A 16,920-nucleotide genomic window follows, 5' to 3' on the forward strand; every position below is an offset into this window, starting at 1 on the left:
TGGCCAGACGGCTGATCGTTGCGGCCGCCTGGCTTGTCCGCGCGTTGCGGGCAAGCCAGCGTCCATTGCTCAGCCGATGGTGTGTTCGCGCAAGCGCTCGGCTGCACTGCGCAACAACTGCTCGGTGCTGTCCCAGCCCAGGCAACCGTCGGTCACCGACACACCGTATTTCATCGCCGGGCCTAATGGCTGGCAGCCTTCGAACACGTGACTTTCGAGCATCATGCCGATCAGCGAAGTGTCGCCCTGCAGGCGTTGTTCCAGCACTTCATTGAACACTGCCGGCTGACGCAGTGGGTCTTTGCCGCTGTTGGCGTGGCTGCAATCGACCATGATCCGCGCGGCTACCTTGGACTTGGCCAGGTCTTGTTTCACCTGGGCCACGCTCTGCGCATCGTAGTTCGGCCCACGGTGACCGCCGCGCAGCACCAGGTGCGTGTCGGGGTTGCCCGGGGTCTGGATGACCGCCGGGTGGCCCTGGCTGTCGAGGCCGAAGTGCCGGTGCGGGTGGGACGCCGAGCGCATCGCATCGCAGGCAATGGCGACACCGCCGTCGGTGCCGTTCTTGAAGCCGACGGGCATGCCCAGGCCGCTGGCCATTTCGCGGTGGATCTGCGACTCGGTGGTGCGCGCACCGATGGCGACCCAACTGAGCAGGTCGTCGAAGTAACCGGCGGCCATGGGTTGCAGCAACTCGGTGGCGACCGGCAGGCCCAGGCGCAGCATTTCGCGCATCAGTTCGCGGGACAGGCGCAGGCCAGCCGCCATGTCATCGCTGCCATCCAGGTGCGGGTCGTAGGCCAGACCTTTCCAGCCGATGGTGGTACGCGGTTTTTCGACGTAGGCGCGGATTACCAGCAGCATCTGGTCGCTGACTTCCAACGCCAGCTTCTTCAGGTTGCGTGCGTACTCCATGGCCGATTCCGGGTCGTGGATCGAACACGGGCCAACGATCACCAGCAAACGTGAATCTTCGCCATTGAGGATGGCGCGCACGGCTTGGCGATGGGCGTGGATTTGTTCATTGAGGAATGGGCTGAGTGGCAACTGGTGCTTGAGCTCAAGGGCGCTGGGCAAGCGCAGGGTCAGTGCTTCATTGGCGCTGGTCAGGGCAGAAACGGGCAGAGCGGCGACGGAGGAGTTCATCTTCAAGGCTTCCTGGGCAAGCGGCGGGCGATTCCCGCGCGCTCTGCCCTACTGGGGTGTTCGACAATTGGCCGTAGTGGCTACGTGTGCTGGCTTGCCACCGATAGGTGACCGATCGGAGGCGGCAGGCTGTCCCGAGCGGAGCTTGCTAAATCGCCATGCGGTGCTGGTGTCGTAGCGGTAATAGGTGGCGTAGTTCATGTCGTGATTCCTTTAAATGTTCTTGATCAAACAAAGTGTTCAGGGCTGAAAAAGCAAAACCCCCGATCGGGGAGCCGACCGGGGGTTAGATTTCTCTGGTAGGCGACCCCTTGAACAGTGGGCGCCGATTTCAGGTATCAGGCGCGCCAGTGGCTAAACCAATACCCAAAATAAAAGCTGACTCGTGCACTCAAACCGTTCACACGGGTAGCCGACACCGAGCGCGAGGCGCTGGCAGCAGGACAAACCTGAGTGTGGGTGAGTTGCAACATGGTGTTTCTCCAAATGATGGTGGGAGCTTACTAGAGGCGCACGGGTGGATTCAATCAGTAATTTCTATTGTGTCGAGGTACTTACGGCTATGGGGTGAGTGCCGATATGCTGGTCGCCACTCGATAATGATTGCTGGGACGCGACCATGACTGCCTTGACCCTTGCGGTTGCTCAATCCATTTCCATCGCGGGCGACGTGCCGGCCAATATCCAACGGCACCTGGCGTTCATGCGCGCAGCGGCTGAGCATGGCGTGCAACTGCTGGTGTTTGCGGAGTTGTCGTTGACCGGCTATGAGCCGTCCTTGGCGGGTGAATTGGCGATAGCCCCCTCGGACGCACTTTTAACACCGCTGCGCGAGATGGCGCGGGAGCTGCGCTTGACCGCCGTGGTGGGCATGCCGATCCGCTTGGCGCCAGGGGCGGGCGTGTTGATCGCCGCACTGGTGCTGGGGGCAGACGGTTCGCTTGCGGTATACACCAAGCAGCATCTGCATCCCGGCGAAGAGGTGGCGTTTGTCGCGGGGCAGGGCGGTGTTGCACTCGAGTGGGGGGATGAGCGAATTGCGCTGGCGGTCTGCGCAGACTTCTCCCACGCCAGCCATCCACGTCAGGCCGCACAAGCGGGCGCCACGGTATACGCCGCCGGCGTGCTGATCAGCGAAGGCGGCTACGCAACGGACAGTGCGCTGCTTCAGGGCTATGCCGCCGAGCATGGCCTGGTGGTGTTGATGGCCAATCACGGTGGCCCATCGGGCGGCTGGGCGTGCGCGGGGCGCAGTGCTATCTGGGCTGCCGATGGGCATGTGCTTGCCGCCGCGCCGGGTGTGGGCGATGCACTGGTGATTGCTCATCGCGACAGCGGGCGCTGGACCGGCCGATCAGTAGTGCTGTGTGCTGAAGAGGTTCGATGACATGACGTTTCACTTGCGCGCGGCGACTGAACAGGATCGCTCATTTGCCCGGACGCTGACCTACGAAGCCATGCGTGGCTACTACGCGCAATACGGTTTGCTGTGGTCCAACGATGGTTTCGATGTCGCCTGGGCAGGGCGCGAGAATTGGCTGATCTGCAGCGACGACACCGTGATGGGCTTTATCAGCCTGAGCCGCGATAGCCAGGCGCTGTATATTCGCGAGTTGCATATTCTCGAACCTTTGCGTGGGCGCGGAGCAGGCAACTGGGTACTGGAGCAAATGGCGCTCAAGGCATGCGGTCAAGGCCGCGGTCTTTTACGGTTGACCGTATTTAAAACCAATCCGGCAAAAAGGCTTTATCAGCGCAAGGGTTTGCAGGTTGCGGGTGAGGAAGCGTGCTTCTGGCGCATGGAGCGCGACTGTCGGCCCAAACCTGTGGACCAATAAGTGACTCATCTGCGCAAAACAGGCACAGCTGTTTAATAAGCGCATACTGCGTTTAGGACATTATTTCCTGTTCCTGCCTCAGGGGCTCATTCTCGGCAAGAATGACGCCTTCTTTCATGCCCAGAAGGACCGCTACCTTATGGGCCTCTCCACGCCGTCCTTTCTTGCGCCCAGCGAGCACCTGATAAGTGGTTGCCGGGTCGACACCGTGTTCCCGGGCGAACGCTTGAACTGACTTACCTTGATGTTCAAGCCAAGCCTTGGCTTGTGCAGCAGTACGAATTCCGGGCATAGTTCAAAACCGTTCAAGTTTGTTTAATCAAGGGATGAACATATCACCTCTTGAAGGGTGCCAATTTAGGATCATACATCCAAATGAGTGGAATCGGTTCGCGTTTACGGCAAGAAAGAGAGCGGCTTGGCTTGTCGCAAAAAGTGTTTGGTGAAATTGGAGGCGTAGAAGCGAACGCACAAGGGAAATATGAAAACGGTGGGCGTGCCCCGAAAGCCGATTATTTATCGCGTGTGGCCGAAAGAGGGGTGGATCTCCTTTACGTATTAACGGGAGCACCCACACCGGCTCAAATGGATAATCTGAGTCATATCGAAGAAAAAGTGCTGGGCGACTACCGGTCGATGTTCAAAGAGGACCAGGATGCAATCAGCCGGTTGACCTCAACCTTGGCCGAGCATTCGGCAACCATGAAAGTGAACGGCAAATTCAAGCTATAGCCCGCAATTCCTGACCTTTCGCCCAGAAAACAGCGCTGCTCGTCGTTCGACGGGCACGCTCTTCGCGCTCAAACGCTATATATATGACACTTGCAACTAGGTCTGCGCCTTGGTTTTTTGCTAAGGTGTTCAGCAACCTATAAGACCATATCGCGAGGTGTCTGCTTGATTAGGGTGCTAGTAGTCGATGACCATGATCTCGTTCGTACAGGCATTACACGAATGCTGGCTGACATCGATGGCCTGCAAGTAGTCGGCCAGGCTGAATCGGGGGAGGAGTCCCTGATCAAGGCCCGGGAGTTGAAACCCGATGTGGTGTTGATGGACGTCAAGATGCCTGGGATCGGCGGTCTTGGTGCCACTACCAAATTGTTGCGCAGCCATCCGGACATCAAAGTCGTGGTGGTTACCGTGTGCGAAGAAGACCCGTTTCCTACACGCCTGCTGCAGGCGGGTGCAGCGGGTTACCTGACCAAGGGCGCAGGCCTGGCGGAGATGGTACAAGCCATTCGCCTGGTATTTGCCGGCCAGCGCTACATCAGCCCGCAGATCGCTCAGCAGTTGGCGATCAAATCCTTCCAGCCCACCAGCGACTCGCCGTTTGATGTGCTGTCCGAGCGGGAAATCCAGATCGCCTTGATGATTGTCGGCTGCCAGAAGGTGCAGGTCATCTCCGACAAGCTGTGTCTGTCACCCAAGACCGTCAACACCTACCGCTATCGCATTTTCGAGAAGCTCGCCATCAGCAGTGATGTTGAATTGACCCTGCTCGCAGTGCGCCACGGCATGGTGGACGCCAGCGCCTGACATGACCACACCGTTTGATCCGAGTGCCTTTCTCTCGACCTGCAGCGGCCGCCCCGGCGTGTACCGCATGTTCGACAGCGAGGCGCGCCTGCTGTATGTGGGCAAAGCCAAGAACCTGAAAAGCCGCTTGGCGAGTTACTTTCGCAAGACCGGCCTCACGCCGAAAACCGCCGCCCTGGTGGCGCGTATCGCCCAGGTCGAAACCACCATCACCGCGAATGAAACCGAGGCGCTGCTGCTTGAGCAGACGCTGATCAAGGAATGGCGGCCGCCCTACAACATCCTGCTGCGTGACGATAAATCCTACCCCTACGTGTTTTTATCTGACGGCAACTTCCCGCGCCTGAGTATTCATCGGGGCGCGAAGAAGCAGAAGGGCAAATACTTCGGACCTTACCCAAGCGCCGGTGCGATTCGCGAAAGCCTGAGCCTGCTGCAAAAGACCTTTTTCGTGCGTCAGTGCGAAGACAGTTTCTACAAGAACCGCACCCGGCCGTGCCTGCAATATCAGATCAAGCGTTGTAAGGCGCCCTGTGTCGGCCTGGTTGAGCCGGCGGAGTACGCCGAGGATGTGCGCCATTCGGTGATGTTTCTCGAAGGGCGCAGCAATGCCCTCACCGACGAACTCTCCGGCGCCATGGAGCAAGCCGCGAGCACCCTGGATTTCGAACGAGCCGCCGAGTTGCGCGACCAGATCTCCCTGCTGCGCCGTGTGCAGGACCAGCAAAGCATGGAAGGCGGAACCGGCGACGTCGATGTGATCGCCGCGTTCGTCAACCCGGGTGGCGCCTGTGTTCACCTGATCAGCGTGCGTGGCGGTCGGGTGCTCGGCAGCAAGAACTTCTTCCCGCAGACCGGTATTGACGAGGAGGTTGCTGAAGTCATGGCTGCGTTCCTGGGTCAGTATTACGTCAGCAGCCCCGAGCGCGATTTGCCCTCGGAACTGATCGTCAACGTCGTGCATGAAGACTTCCCGACGTTGATCGAGGCCATCCACGCGTTGCGTGGCCGTGAACTGGACATCAGCCACCGCGTGCGCGGCACGCGTGCACGCTGGCAGCAGTTGGCCGTGACCAACGCCGAGCAGGCCCTGAGCGCGCGCCTGGCGAATCGACAGCACGTGGCTGCGCGCTTCGAGGCACTGGCCGAAGTCCTCAACCTGGACGAGCCGCCCCAGCGCCTGGAGTGCTACGACATCAGTCACTCCAGCGGCGAGGCCACCGTGGCGTCCTGCGTGGTGTTCGGGCCGGAGGGACCGATCAAATCCGACTACCGGCGCTACAACATCGAAGGCGTCACCGCCGGCGACGACTACGCCGCCATGCACCAGGCCTTGACCCGCCGCTTCAGCAAATTGAAGGACGGGGAGGGCAAGCTGCCCGATATCCTGCTGGTGGATGGCGGCAAGGGCCAGCTGTCCATGGCCCGCGACGTGCTCAACGAACTGGCGGTGCCCGACCTGATCCTGCTCGGCGTGGCCAAGGGCGCCACGCGCAAGGCCGGCTTCGAGACGTTGTACTTGAATGATGCCGCCCACGAGTTCACTTTGAAGGGCGACTCGCCTGCGCTGCACCTGATCCAACAGATCCGTGATGAAGCCCACCGTTTTGCCATTACCGGCCATCGCGCCCGTCGCGGCAAAACCCGGCGAACCTCAACCCTGGAAGGCGTGGCCGGGGTAGGTCCGACACGCCGACGCGACCTGCTTAAACATTTTGGTGGCTTGCAAGAGCTCTCCCGTGCCAGCATTGACGAAATAGCCAAAGCACCCGGTATCAGTAAAAAGCTCGCTGAGTTGATTTATGCAAATCTGCACAGCGAGTAGAATGCCTTCTCACCTCGCAGCCAGTTGTGCCGATGAATATCCCTAATCTGATCACCGTTCTACGCGTCCTGCTTATCCCGATTTTCATTTTGTTGTTCTATTTGCCTTACGAATGGAGCTACATGGCCTCCAGTTCGGTGTTCGCCGTTGCTGCCGCCACCGACTGGCTTGACGGCTACCTGGCCCGCCGCCTGGAACAGAGCACGCCGTTCGGTGCGTTCCTCGACCCGGTGGCTGACAAACTGATGGTGGCCGTCGCCCTCGTGTTGCTGGTGCAGGAACACGGCAACCTGTGGCTGACCCTGCCGGCTGCGGTGATCATCGGCCGCGAGATCGTCGTTTCGGCCCTGCGTGAATGGATGGCCGAAATCGGCGCCCGCGCCCACGTCGCTGTGTCGAACATGGGCAAATGGAAAACCGCCGCGCAAATGCTCGCGCTGGTGATCCTGCTGGCCAACCCGTCGGACTTCTCCTTCTGGGTCTTGCTGGGCTACGCCTTGCTACTTGTCGCCGCCGGCCTGACGCTGTGGTCCATGCTCCAGTATTTACGCGCTGCCTGGCCTCACCTGCGGACCACCGTTGAAAAAAAATAAAACTTTTTTGAATCAAGGGGTTGACGGGTGCTGAGGATTCTATAGAATGCGCATCACCAAGACGCGGGAATAGCTCAGTTGGTAGAGCACGACCTTGCCAAGGTCGGGGTCGCGAGTTCGAGTCTCGTTTCCCGCTCCAAGCATTCACAAAAACGCCACTCAGTAGAGTGGCGTTTTTGTGTGCGTGACATTTACGTTCGGCGTTGAAAAGCGAGGCTTCGGCCCCGACTCTCACCGATACCCGAGTCCGAAACGCCAAACCCCGTGCCAAGGACTACACCCTCCCTGACTACAACGGCCTCGCCCTCTTCGTTAGTACGAAAGGTGCAAAGTGCTGGCACTTCCGCTTTTCCTGGGCGGATAAGCAACCCCGTATTTCTCTCGGTACCTACCCTGAAATTAGCTCAGGAGATGCTCGTGCTCTGCGTGATGCCCCGAGGGCACTGGTCGTCAGGGGCGCCAATCCGCGTGTCCTTCGGCAGCTGGAGCGTAATGCCAGGCGCCTGGCCGCGGCAAACGCCTAAGAAGCGGTTGTTCAGCATTGAAAGTGGTACGCAAAGTTGAGCATCGTGTTTCTGGTGGTGGGTCTCGATAGTCCGGTCGGACCCGGAACCTCGCGCTTCAATTGGCCGCCGAGTCGGCTGGCAGCGAGGGCGCTCAGGTTGAGATGTAGAGGGGGGCGCCTTACCTTCGCTGTTCATGGCCAGTTAAACCGTTGGGCCAGGTCGGTGATCAGTAGTTGGGCAGGTGCAGCTGCACCTCCATGGCGTCATGAAGGAGTCTGACGACCTCAATCACGTCGTCGTTTGCCATGCGATAGAACACGACATGGCTTGATCTCCAGCGAGTCCCAGCCGACTGCGCGCAGTCCGATCCTTCCTATCAGTAGCTCGAACAATCGCAATGCTATTTTGTCGCGAACCTCGCGAAAGGGGCGTGGGCGGGCAATCAAACTTAAATCCGGGTTAAGCCCATTGCTGCCAATTTTCCTTGCCGAGGCTCGTTCCTGCCGGAAGTCTGGCGCTCTCGCCGCCATTGTCCAGGTGACACACCTGTAGCGGCTTTGAACGCGCGGCTGAGCGCGACGTCGCTGCCGTATCCAGCCTGCTCCGCCGCGACTGCGATCGAACCCGGTTGAATCTGCAGCCAGGCCGTGAGCATCCATTGTTCATCTGCGCCCGGCAGCGCGATCAATCCCGAGTCTGGACCTTGGCGCTGTTTCTTACGCTGTAAACGCTGATCCCCCGCGACGTTTTCCTCGAACGGTCGGCGACTGCTTGATAACGCTTGAGCAGTCGCCTTCGGGCTAAAGCGCCTTGCCGAAACGGAATGAAGCGCCATAAGCCGAGTCGGGTAAATGGCTGCGGCCATCTGCCCTTAACCTGGACCTGAAGGTACCGCTTTGCGGCTGGGTCCTGTAGAGGCCGCGCTTTTGTAATTCGGGAATGATCAACTCCACGAAATCTTCGAGTGTGCCAGGGCTGATCAACGGATTGATCATGTAGCCGCTGGTGCCGGAAATGCGTGCGTGTTCTTCGATCCGGTCGGCTACCTGTTGTGGGGTACCCACCAGGATCAGGTCGCTGCCGCGGGTGACTTTGGCAAAACGTTGCTTCACATCCCCAGCGGTCAACGGCTTACCACTGCCATCGGGGTGCATGACATAGGACGTCAGCCCTTCGGTGTGGGTCGACAATGCATCGCTGTCGGCATAGCGACTGATATCGATGCCCGTGTCGCCCGCATAACTGACCAGTTGCGCTTGAAGATGGTAGTTGCTTTGCAACGCGTCATATTTGCGCTGCGCTTCAATTTCGGTTTTGGCGGTGACGATGCGCAATACAGTCAGGGACTTCACATCCTCTCGCTGGCGACCGAGAGCCTGGGCCTTGGTCCATATGTCCTCCAGGCCCTGACGGATTTCCTGAGGGTTGGACTTGGCAATGAAGATCAGCTCGGCATGCTTGGCGGCGAACTCGCGACCGCGACCCGACCAGCCGGCCTGGATCAGTAGCGGTGTGCGCTGCGGCGACGGTGAGGTGAGGTGCGGACCGGCGACTCGATAGTGCTCGCCCACGTGGTTAATCGGCCGTACCCGATCACCCCGGGCATACAGCTGATGAGCTTTGTCCGCGACTACCGCATCGTCGGCCCAACTGCCTTCCCACAGCTTGTACACCACATCGAGAAATTCTTCGGCGCGTTCGTAGCGGTCATCGTGTTTGATCATCTGTTCAAGGCCGAAGTTACGCGCGGCGCTGGACAGGTAAGAGGTCACGATGTTCCAGCCCACCCGCCCGTTGGTGAGGTGGTCCAGGGTGCTGAAGCGCCGAGCGTGGGAGAAGGGGTGTTCATAGCTGGTGGTGACCGTGACGCCGAACGCAAGGTTTTCGGTGACCGCGGCCAGGGCGGGAATGATCATCAATGGATCGTTGGCCGGAGCTTCCACAGCCCATTTCATTGCGGCATCGGCATTGCCACCAAAGACGTCGTAGAAACCCAGCACGTCGCCGAAGAACAGCATGTCGAGGTTGGCCTGGTCGGCAATGCGCGCCAGGTTCGACCAGTAGCCCAACGAGTTGATTGCCAGGCGTTCGTCAGCCGGATGCGTCCAGAGGCTCGGCGCACCTCCACAGCCCACACTGGCTTGTTCGTAGAGTGCAAACAACAGAGGTTTTGGATCGGACATCATGGCTCCTGAAAAAATTGAAGAGGCGTATCTGTATCAACTCAAACGCATAGATTGAAACGCACTATAAAAGTAATTTGTACTTCTGTAATGGAATAAGAGCCTTGTATCAGGCTATATGGAAACCTAAGCCTCAGGCGCCATCCTTGCCGGAGGCGGCACCGCTCAGAATGAATGGCCGCGCTTCGAAATACCCTGCGATCTTTTGTTCTTGCTCTACGCGCCCGAGGAGTCAGAACGCGTATTGCACGCGGGTGTAGTAGTAACCGCCGGTGAAGCCGAAGGGTGAAAAACTGCCCCAGTTATCGCCGAATGAAGAGTTGCTTACGCCGATATGGTCCGGGTACTTGTCGAACAGGTTCTGCGCGCCGACGGCGACGGTCAGTTGTTTGTTGAGCGCATAGGCCACGTCCAGGTCGGTGATCCATTTGGCCGAATACTCGCGGTCCAGGCTTGGATCGCTCGAGCTGTTGACCTCGGTGTAGGTGCCATAACGGGTCAGCCGCAGGTTGACGTCGAAGTCGCTGATCGCCCAGTCAGCGGAGAAGATCATCTTGCTGCTGGGCGAGGTTTTGGTAATCAATGCTCGCGATTGGCGTCCGAGCAGCTGGAAGTCGCCCAGGGCGGTCAGTTGTGACGGTGTGTCGTTGACGCTGAGGATTTTCGTGTGGTTGTAGTTCAGTGCCGCAGTCCATCTCACCGAGCCGAACTGGTTCAGGTTCTGCCGGTAATTGCCGACCACATCGACCCCGGACGTCCGGGTGTTGGCGCCGTTGGTGAAGTACTGCGCGCCAGCGGTGGCCGGCACACCAATGCTGTCGAGCAGGGCGGCGACGCCCGGGCCCTGGAAACGTTCGCTGAGCACCAGACGGTCGCGCAGGTTGATGACGTAGCCGTCCACGGTCAGGCTCAGGTTTTCGCTGGGAGTCAGAGCGAAACCGAGACTGAAGTTGGTCGAGCGTTCGGGTTTCAACGACTCGGCCCCAAGAGCCTGGGCGCCGGCCGAATCCACCGGCAGAATCACGTAGTTGTAAGACTGGTAGACACCATTGATGGTGTCGAACCCGGTCGAGCGCGCGGTGAAAATCTGATTGGCCAGCGACGGCGCGCGAAAGCCATTACTGATGGTGCCGCGCACCGAAAACACCGGGTTGAATTCGTAGCGGGTGCTGAGTTTGCCGCTGCGGGTGCCACCGACGCCTTCGTTGTAATGCTCGTACCGTGCGGCGACGCCGAGGTACCACTGTTCGACGGGGTAGAAGCCCAGGTCGATGTAGCTGGCGACGCTGTTGCGGCTGACTTTCTGTGCGTCTTCAGGACTAATGCCGTTGGTGACCTGGGCGCCCGGATCGGGACGCTGCCCGGCGCGCGGATGGCTGGCGGGGAACACGTAACCGCCATCGATATACGAGGCTTCGGAGCCGGCGCGGGTCTCGTAGCTTTCACGTCGGTGCTCGAAGCCGAAGGCGACATCCAGCGGCTTGGCCAGGCCGATTTCGTAGCTGTTTTTAAGATCCAGATTACTGGTCAGTTGGTCCGCGATGTAAATGCCGGAGGTGAACTTGTTCGGGGTGTTTTCGCCCAGCGACGGGTTCTGGTTGTTGTAGGTGCGTTGCTTGGCGTAGTTACGCCCGTAGGTGCTGCTCAGGTCCCAGGCCCAGCCGCTGAAATCCTCGCCCTTGGCACCGAAAGCGGACTGGAAGTCGGTTTCGTTGATCAGCCAGTAAGGACTGTAACCGTCGGGATAGCCATTGGGGCCGGTGGTGATGGTGTTGCGCCCGTTGGGCAGGCGGAAATTCTGGCCGTCGTTGTTCTCCCGGGTGGCCAAGGTCGAGAACGAGTAGAGCGTGACGGCATCGTTCAACGGCAGGTCGAGGTTGTAGGCGACATCGGCCAGTTGACTGCGGGGCAGTCCGTAACCCTTGTAAGTGTGGTGGCTAGCGTTGGCCTCACGCGGGTCGGGCGAGCCGTCGGCCTGCGGATAGTAATGCGTGCTATAGCCGTTGCTGCCGGCCTTGTTGTCGCGTTCCTGATAGCGGGTGTCGAGCGAGACATTGAGTACACCGGCTTCGCCGATCTGAAAACCATAATTGAGCGCCTCCTGCGCGGTCCCGCGTTTGCCGTCATAGCCTTGGCCGAGGGTGGTGTCGGAACTGCCGCCGGTGGTTTGCTTGAGGATGATGTTGATCACCCCGGAAATGGCATCCGAGCCGTACTGTGCCGCTGCGCCATCGCGCAGCACCTCGATGTGATCGATGGACGCCACCGGGATCAGGTCGAGGTCGCTGGGTGCCGCGCCGCTGTTGATGCCGTTGATGTTCAACGTGGCGCTGGTATGCCGGCGCTTGCCGTTGACCAGCACCAACACATGGGACGCTGTCAGCCCCCGCAGGGTGGCCGAGCGCACTACGCCGCTGGCGTCCCAACCGGCGCGGTCGGGCAGGTTGAAGGACGGGATGAACTTGCTCAGCGCCTCCAACAGGCTCGGTTTTCCGACCGAACGCAATTGTTCGCCGGTCACCACGTCGATCGGAATCGGGCTGGTGGTGACGGTGCGTTGGACGGTGCCACGGTTACCCGTGACGACTACCGTGTCGAGAGTCGGTGAGTTGCTTTCGGCGGCCTCGATATTGAACGAGGCCAAGCCACAGGCAATCGACAGGGGCAGCAATAACGGGCGGTAGGCAGGCGCGGCAAGGCGCGTTTGGCAGGTGAGCATGAGAGTGAGGCTCCTGAATGTCGGCTAAGGTCCGTGTCACTTCTTGCGAGCGGCGACGGCTTCGATTTCGACCAAGCCGCCCGGTAGCGGCAGGGCGACTACCTGCACGGCGGTGCGTGCTGGTTTGTTCGGTTGCGCGGCGCTGCCGAAGAACGGCGTATAGCCTTCCTGCAACCCGGCGAAATCGAGCTTGCCGCCCTTGGCCGGATCGCCCACCAGAAACACCCGAAGTTGCACCACATCACCCAGGTCCAGGCCTTGGCTTTGCAGCACGCCTTTGAGCTTGTTGAGAATCGAGGTGGTCTGCGTCGCGGTGTCGCCATAGGCAGCGAAGGAATCCTTCGGCGCTTTCGGGTCGTGCAGGTCGGCGAGCAGGCCGCTGACAAACAGCAGGTCGGTCTGTGCCGGAACCGACACCGCCAGCGAAATCGGGAAACTCGAATTGGGCAGGGCGATGCGCTTGATCTCGTCGGCGTGGCTGGTGAGGGCGGTGGCGGTCATGAGGAGTCCTGTGAGCAAAGTCATGGTTTTCATCGGTCAGTCCTTTATTGAAAAAAAGTCAGGCGGCAACGCCCGCTTGCTGGCGTTCGGCATGGCGGCCGATCAGGGAAACGATGCGTCGCGCCGAGTCGGCGGCGCTGTTCTGCCAGATGCCGACGCCGCCATGGGCGAGGGCGTCGCTGGCCAGATACGTGCGGCCCTGAGGCTCGTTGAGGATCTGGTAAGCGCTCTCGCCGACCTCGTCGTTGACGATCCACGGGCCTTTGCTGAAGGGCACCTTGGCCCAGTTGATCGCCACCGGTTTTTGCAGCTTGGTGCTGTGTCCGGGGTGCAGCAGTTCCACGGCTTGCCGCGAGGAGGCGAACTGTTCGGCGAGGGATTTCTTGCTGAAGGCCTGGGCTGATTGGCTGGTGTTGTAGGCCGCGACCAGAATCCCCTGGGCACTGTTCAACCGGTCGCTGGGGTACCACAAACCTTTGACTTCATGATCCAGGTACGACAATCCGCCGTAGATGTTGAAGTCGGTTTCCCAGAAACGCGGCGACTGCCAGGCGACTTTGTTCGCCTGATCGCTTTGCGCGCTGAGAATCGCTTGCTTGAACGGCTGGCTGAAGTTACTCGGCAGCTTGGCCAGCAACGGCAAGGGGACCGTGACGATGGCGTAATCGGCGCTCAGCGTCTGGGTGGTGCCGGTCTTGCGGTCCCGGTAGGTGATGCGGCTGCCGTTTTCGGAGGTCTGAATGTCGCTGACCTCGGCGTTGAAACGCACCGCGTCCTTGAGCTTGTCGTAGAACGCGTAGGGAATCCGGTCCATGCCGCCAACCGGTTGGAACATGGTTGAGGAAAACTCCGGGATCTCATCGAACACCAACGCGCCCCAGAGCTTGGGATTGAGCAGGGTCTGTAGCTCCAGCGGTGCACGGGTGATGCCGGTTTGATCGCCGGCACCGGGGATACGGGTGTACCCCGAGCGCACCGAGCCTTTGTATTTGAAGTCGGCGTTAAGATCGCCATAGACCTTGAGAAAATTGAGCAGCGCCTTGCGATCATCAACGCTCAAGTCCTGGTCCAGGGCCTTGCGGCTGACGGTGCGCGCCAGCAGTTCAGACAGTTGGCCGCGGGTGTCGTTGACCGCCTGGCGTAACTGGAACGCCGGTTTGGTCGGATCGGGCAAGGCCAGCGCATTGCGGCTGCTGTTGACCAGCACTTGCAGCTCGACACCCAGTTCGCGGCAGTAGCCGAGGATCGTCTGGTGATGGCTGGGAATACGTGCAGGACCGGCGTTGAAAAACTGCCCGTCGTCGAAGTCGACGGTCTGGCTGACGCCATCGTCGAAATCGACTTTGGTGCCGCGCCGCAGAGTCCAGTTGCGTCCACCCACTCGCTCGCGCGCTTCGAGAATGGTCACGGTGAAGCCAGCCTTGCGCAGCTCGTAGGCGCTGACCAGCCCGGATATACCGGCACCGACCACCACCACGTGCTTGCCTTTGCCACTGCTGCCCAGTTGCAGCGGATTGAATGTTGCCGCCACGGCCTGAGGCGTGAGCCCCAATGCACCGAGGGCGCTGACAGCGGCGGAATAGCCACCGACGGCGGCAATGCGGGAAATCAGTTCTCTACGGGTAACAGCCATCGTGGTGCTCCTTGGCATTAAGCGATATCGAATCCGGCGTAGGGGGGGCGTCGTTAGGGGGGTCAGAGGTCGTAGCGCACGGACAACAACAGGGTTCGCGGGTCGTTGATGGAGTAGAAGCGGGCGCCGCTGGAGGGCACGTAGCCGACCGACTGCGGGTAAGCGCGATCGAGCAGGTTTTTCACGGCCAGCGTGGTGGTCCAGTGACCGTCGCCGGAGAGGTAACGGGTGTTGGCGTTCCAGAAGGTCTGCTGAGGGATTTCCTGGACGTCGTCGTTGAGCGCGTTGGCGTAGGACTTGGTCTGGAACTGCGCATCGGTGCCCGCCAGCCAGGTACCGGGCAGTCCGGCCGGGATGGTGTAGTTCAGGCCGACGCTGGCGTTCCAGCGCGGCGAGAACACCAACTGTTTGCCGTTGGCATCGACCCCAGCGCCGCTGGCATTCTCGAAGTCGTCGTACTGGCTTTCCAGGTAGCCGACATTGGCGGTCAGTTGCAGATCGCGGGTCAGCGCAGTCAGGGTTTCCAGTTCTACGCCATAGGTGTGTGCCTGGCCGACGTTGGTCCGCAGGCTGACACCCAGCGCCGGGTCGTAGGCATTAGTCTGCAGGTCTTTGTAGTCGTTGTAGAACAGTGCGACGTTGGCTCGCAGGCGCTGGTCGAAGAAGTCACCCTTGAAGCCGGTTTCCCAGGTCGTCACGTCCTCGGGCGAAAACGCCTGTTCGGCAGCGGCCTGGGTCGGCGCGCGATTGTCGTAGCCGCCGGCCTTGAAGCCTTTGGCGACGTAGGCGTACTGGTTGAGGTGCGGTCTCCAGGCGTATTCGAAGCCGAGTTTCGGGCTGGTGGATTGCCAGGATTTGCTTGAATCGGCGCTGAAATTGGTACCGGTGATCTGCCGGTCGGTGTTGACCACGTAGTTGGTGTAATCGAAGTTCTTGTGTTCGCGGGTGAACCGTAGGCCGGCGATCAGCGACAGTTGCTGCGTGACTTTGTAACTGCCCTGGCCATACAACGCATAACTTTCGGTATTGGTTGTGCTGTATTGCCCCTGGCCGATCACCCGGTTGCGCGCAATCGAGTAGGTCAGGCTGTCGCGCTCGGCGTCGAATTTTTCCCGGTACAGGTATAGGCCAGTGCTGAAACTGAAATCGTCGTAGTCGCCGTTGAGCTGGAACTCCTGGGTGGCATAGTCCTGCTTGTAGGTGATCAGGCTGTTCTGAATGAGGGCGGCCTGCCCGGAGTTGTCATAGTCCACAGGCTGGTTGAAGGCGGAATAGGCGGTCACCGATTTGAAACTCAGATGATCGTCGAGGGTGTAGATCGCCCGCAGCACCGAGCTGCCTTGGTCGAGTCGGTTCTTCGGATCGAGGCTGCTGTAACTTTTGAATTTGTCGAAGTGGCCGTCGGCATCAAACGGCGTGTAGCTGGTGGTGTCGCCACGGTCGAAGGTGCCGGCCAGGGTCAGTTGCACATCCCACGGCGAATCGATCGGGTTGAAGCGCAACTTGCCGCGGTAGGACTGGATGTCGACGTTGTTCACATCCTCACCGCGGGTCGGGTTGGAGACGGAGCCGTCACGGGTCAGGCGAATCGCCGAAAAACTGCCGAACAACGCGTTGTCCACCAGCGGGCCACTGATCAGCAATCGGCCGTTCTGCGCGTTGTAGTTGCCGGCGCCGAGCTCGAAGAAACCCCGGGTTTCCTGGTTCGGATCGCGGGTGATCACGCGGATCGCGCCGGCGCTGCTGTTGCGTCCATACAGCGTGCCTTGCGGGCCGCGCAACACTTCGACGCGCTCGACGTCGTTGAAGTCGAGCATCGAGGAAATCGCCCGCGGGATGTACAGGTCATCGGCGTACACCGCGACGGCGGATTCCTGGATCGGGTCGGTTTCGCCGATGCCACGAATCCCGTAGGTCTGGGCGCTGTAGGAGATCGACTGACGGCTGAGGGGCAGGTTAGGCACTTGCCCGGAGAGGTCGCGGATGCTTTTGATCTGCTTGTCTTCCAGGGCTTTTTCGTCGAACGCAGAAATCGCCAGCGGGGTTTTTTGCAGGTCTTCGCTGTGGTGTTCGGCGGTGACTGTGACAACGGGGAGGGCACCATCCATGGTGTTTTCTTCGGCGTGGGCCGACAACCCGAACATCGCCAGCGACACGGCCAGCGTCAAACGGTTTGCAGTGAAGGTGTTATACATGGTGAACCCCAGGTGTGTAGATGCAGCGTTGGCGTTGTTGTGTTTTTTTTGGCAAAGCGTTGCCGGGGCCATGATTCGAAAGCCATGGCGGCGGGGGCTTGAGCCGTTTTCAGGTTTTTGGGTGTGGCAGTTGACCGTGGAGTGGTGTCGGCCGGAAAAACTGCAGTTCCGTGGGCCTCCACCTGGTCAGGGGTCGGTGATGGTTGTAACAATATTTGTATAATACGGCGCTGTAAAAGTCC

The 16,920-nt window shown here is 60.0% G+C and carries 15 protein-coding genes, 1 tRNA gene and 1 pseudogene; 8 read left to right on the top strand and 9 right to left on the bottom strand.

All coding sequences use genetic code 11. The features are described 5' to 3' along the window. Nucleotides 1-69: 69 nt before the first annotated feature. Nucleotides 70-1,146 carry a 3-deoxy-7-phosphoheptulonate synthase gene (locus U5A08_RS10545; protein ID WP_321851445.1) on the bottom strand — a complete coding sequence of 359 codons (1,077 nt, stop codon included), beginning with the start codon at nt 1,144-1,146 and terminating at the stop codon, nt 70-72. Between the two features lie 619 nt (nt 1,147-1,765). Here U5A08_RS10545 and U5A08_RS10550 point away from each other — a divergent pair. Both U5A08_RS10550 and U5A08_RS10555 read left to right on the top strand, forming a co-directional pair. Then, complete coding sequence (locus U5A08_RS10550) at nt 1,766-2,533, top strand: carbon-nitrogen hydrolase family protein (protein ID WP_253394693.1); 768 nt, start codon at nt 1,766-1,768, stop codon at nt 2,531-2,533. A gap of 1 nt (nt 2,534) precedes the next feature. After that, entirely contained in the window at nt 2,535-2,984 is a 450-nt protein-coding gene (locus tag U5A08_RS10555) for a GNAT family N-acetyltransferase (RefSeq protein ID WP_253394694.1), read from the top strand. Nucleotides 2,985-3,036: 52 nt separating this feature from the next. Here U5A08_RS10555 and U5A08_RS10560 read toward each other — a convergent pair whose 3' ends face one another. Next, nucleotides 3,037-3,276 carry a DNA-binding protein gene (locus U5A08_RS10560; RefSeq protein WP_253394695.1) on the bottom strand — a complete coding sequence of 80 codons (240 nt, stop codon included), beginning with the start codon at nt 3,274-3,276 and terminating at the stop codon, nt 3,037-3,039. 83 nt (nt 3,277-3,359) lie between these two features. Here U5A08_RS10560 and U5A08_RS10565 point away from each other — a divergent pair, with 83 nt between their 5' ends. The 6 genes from U5A08_RS10565 (at nt 3,360) to U5A08_RS10590 (ending at nt 7,465) form a co-directional block, all read left to right on the top strand. Then, nucleotides 3,360-3,716 carry a helix-turn-helix domain-containing protein gene (locus U5A08_RS10565; RefSeq protein WP_253394696.1) on the top strand — a complete coding sequence of 119 codons (357 nt, stop codon included), beginning with the start codon at nt 3,360-3,362 and terminating at the stop codon, nt 3,714-3,716. Between the two features lie 165 nt (nt 3,717-3,881). Continuing rightward, nucleotides 3,882-4,523 carry a response regulator transcription factor GacA gene (gene gacA / locus U5A08_RS10570; protein WP_247407148.1) on the top strand — a complete coding sequence of 214 codons (642 nt, stop codon included), beginning with the start codon at nt 3,882-3,884 and terminating at the stop codon, nt 4,521-4,523. 1 nt (nt 4,524) lies between these two features. Then, nucleotides 4,525-6,348: an excinuclease ABC subunit UvrC gene (gene uvrC, locus U5A08_RS10575; RefSeq protein ID WP_253394697.1), complete on the top strand. Its 1,824-nt coding sequence runs from the start codon at nt 4,525-4,527 to the stop codon at nt 6,346-6,348. A 32-nt stretch (nt 6,349-6,380) separates the two neighbouring features. Beyond that, a complete protein-coding gene (pgsA, locus tag U5A08_RS10580) occupies nt 6,381-6,941 on the top strand; it encodes a CDP-diacylglycerol--glycerol-3-phosphate 3-phosphatidyltransferase (protein ID WP_247406081.1) in 561 nt (186 codons plus the stop codon). A 63-nt stretch (nt 6,942-7,004) separates the two neighbouring features. After that, nucleotides 7,005-7,080: transfer RNA gene (locus tag U5A08_RS10585), tRNA-Gly, on the top strand. Nucleotides 7,081-7,144: 64 nt separating this feature from the next. Beyond that, nucleotides 7,145-7,465, top strand: coding sequence for an Arm DNA-binding domain-containing protein (locus tag U5A08_RS10590; protein WP_094989695.1), 321 nt, complete (start codon nt 7,145-7,147; stop codon nt 7,463-7,465). Nucleotides 7,466-7,673: 208 nt separating this feature from the next. Here U5A08_RS10590 and U5A08_RS29870 read toward each other — a convergent pair. The 7 genes and pseudogenes from U5A08_RS29870 to U5A08_RS10625 all read right to left on the bottom strand — a co-directional run. Next, nucleotides 7,674-7,772: pseudogene (locus U5A08_RS29870) on the bottom strand (type II toxin-antitoxin system RelE/ParE family toxin); the annotation flags it as partial. A gap of 123 nt (nt 7,773-7,895) precedes the next feature. Then, complete coding sequence (locus tag U5A08_RS29875) at nt 7,896-8,102, bottom strand: helix-turn-helix domain-containing protein (protein WP_373423801.1); 207 nt, start codon at nt 8,100-8,102, stop codon at nt 7,896-7,898. 145 nt (nt 8,103-8,247) lie between these two features. Next, a complete protein-coding gene (locus tag U5A08_RS10605) occupies nt 8,248-9,630 on the bottom strand; it encodes an LLM class flavin-dependent oxidoreductase (protein WP_253394699.1) in 1,383 nt (460 codons plus the stop codon). 232 nt (nt 9,631-9,862) lie between these two features. Continuing rightward, nucleotides 9,863-12,349 (bottom strand): TonB-dependent receptor plug domain-containing protein, encoded by a 2,487-nt coding sequence (locus U5A08_RS10610; RefSeq protein WP_253394700.1) that lies wholly within the window; start codon nt 12,347-12,349, stop codon nt 9,863-9,865. Between the two features lie 36 nt (nt 12,350-12,385). Continuing rightward, nucleotides 12,386-12,883, bottom strand: coding sequence for a RidA family protein (locus tag U5A08_RS10615; RefSeq protein ID WP_253394701.1), 498 nt, complete (start codon nt 12,881-12,883; stop codon nt 12,386-12,388). A 25-nt stretch (nt 12,884-12,908) separates the two neighbouring features. Then, complete coding sequence (locus U5A08_RS10620) at nt 12,909-14,483, bottom strand: flavin monoamine oxidase family protein (RefSeq protein WP_094989691.1); 1,575 nt, start codon at nt 14,481-14,483, stop codon at nt 12,909-12,911. Between the two features lie 62 nt (nt 14,484-14,545). Then, on the bottom strand, nt 14,546-16,678 hold the full coding sequence (locus U5A08_RS10625; RefSeq protein WP_321851453.1) for a TonB-dependent receptor: 2,133 nt from the start codon (nt 16,676-16,678) through the stop codon (nt 14,546-14,548). Between the last annotated feature and the right edge of the window lie 242 nt (nt 16,679-16,920).

Source organism: Pseudomonas paraveronii, assembly GCF_963681955.1.
GTDB lineage: Bacteria > Pseudomonadota > Gammaproteobacteria > Pseudomonadales > Pseudomonadaceae > Aquipseudomonas > Aquipseudomonas paraveronii.

Excerpts from the sequence above, each read along its gene's own strand:
- U5A08_RS29875 (WP_373423801.1), bottom strand. The coding sequence starts at position 8,102 with ATGCTCACGGCCTGGCTGCAGATTCAACCGGGTTCGATCGCAGTCGCG.
- U5A08_RS10620 (WP_094989691.1), bottom strand. The coding sequence starts at position 14,483 with ATGGCTGTTACCCGTAGAGAACTGATTTCCCGCATTGCCGCCGTCGGT.
- U5A08_RS10555 (WP_253394694.1), top strand. The coding sequence starts at position 2,535 with ATGACGTTTCACTTGCGCGCGGCGACTGAACAGGATCGCTCATTTGCC.
- U5A08_RS10615 (WP_253394701.1), bottom strand. The coding sequence starts at position 12,883 with ATGAAAACCATGACTTTGCTCACAGGACTCCTCATGACCGCCACCGCC.
- U5A08_RS10605 (WP_253394699.1), bottom strand. The coding sequence starts at position 9,630 with ATGTCCGATCCAAAACCTCTGTTGTTTGCACTCTACGAACAAGCCAGT.
- U5A08_RS10565 (WP_253394696.1), top strand. The coding sequence starts at position 3,360 with ATGAGTGGAATCGGTTCGCGTTTACGGCAAGAAAGAGAGCGGCTTGGC.
- U5A08_RS10560 (WP_253394695.1), bottom strand. The coding sequence starts at position 3,276 with ATGCCCGGAATTCGTACTGCTGCACAAGCCAAGGCTTGGCTTGAACAT.
- U5A08_RS10610 (WP_253394700.1), bottom strand. The coding sequence starts at position 12,349 with ATGCTCACCTGCCAAACGCGCCTTGCCGCGCCTGCCTACCGCCCGTTA.
- U5A08_RS10545 (WP_321851445.1), bottom strand. The coding sequence starts at position 1,146 with ATGAACTCCTCCGTCGCCGCTCTGCCCGTTTCTGCCCTGACCAGCGCC.
- uvrC (WP_253394697.1), top strand. The coding sequence starts at position 4,525 with ATGACCACACCGTTTGATCCGAGTGCCTTTCTCTCGACCTGCAGCGGC.
- U5A08_RS10550 (WP_253394693.1), top strand. The coding sequence starts at position 1,766 with ATGACTGCCTTGACCCTTGCGGTTGCTCAATCCATTTCCATCGCGGGC.
- pgsA (WP_247406081.1), top strand. The coding sequence starts at position 6,381 with ATGAATATCCCTAATCTGATCACCGTTCTACGCGTCCTGCTTATCCCG.
- U5A08_RS10625 (WP_321851453.1), bottom strand. The coding sequence starts at position 16,678 with ATGTATAACACCTTCACTGCAAACCGTTTGACGCTGGCCGTGTCGCTG.